1 protein-coding gene is annotated in these 545 nt (G+C 33.0%); it reads left to right on the top strand.

Annotation, left to right across the window (positions count from 1 at the left end):
• On the top strand, positions 1 to 545 hold a 545-nt coding region (locus KA878_RS14045), incomplete at both ends, for a malate:quinone oxidoreductase (RefSeq protein ID WP_210142262.1).

The raw sequence follows: 545 nt of genomic DNA, 5'->3' as shown, positions 1-545 counted from the left end.
TGAAAGTTCTAATGAACGCCATAATGCAGGTACTGGACATGCTGCACTATGTGAATTAAATTACACGGTAGAGCAAAAAGATGGTTCAATTGATGTTGAAAAAGCGAAAGAAATTAATGAACAATTCGAGATTTCAAAACAATTTTGGTCTCATTTAGTGAAAAGTAAACAAATTCAAAATCCGCAAGCCTTTATTAGACCATTACCTCATATTAGCTTTGTTCAAGGTGATAAAAACGTAAACTTTTTAAAAAGACGTTTTGAAGCATTATCTCCTTTATCAATGTTTAAAGGTATCGAATATACAGAAGATCATGAAAAATTAAAAGAGTGGATGCCACTAATGATGGAAGGTCGCGATCCAAATGAAACCGTAGCGGCTAGTAAAATTGATGAAGGTACGGATGTTAACTTCGGTGAATTGACTAGAAAAATGGCTAAAAATTTAAGTGAACATGACAATGCAGAACTTTTCTATCGTCATGAAGTACAAGATTTTAGTCGTCGTAAAGATGGTAAATGGGAAGTTAAAATTAAAGACCTTA

The organism is Staphylococcus sp. GDY8P57P (assembly GCF_017892585.1).
Lineage (GTDB): Bacteria > Bacillota > Bacilli > Staphylococcales > Staphylococcaceae > Staphylococcus > Staphylococcus borealis.
This window is presented reverse-complemented; position numbering and strand designations above follow the sequence as displayed.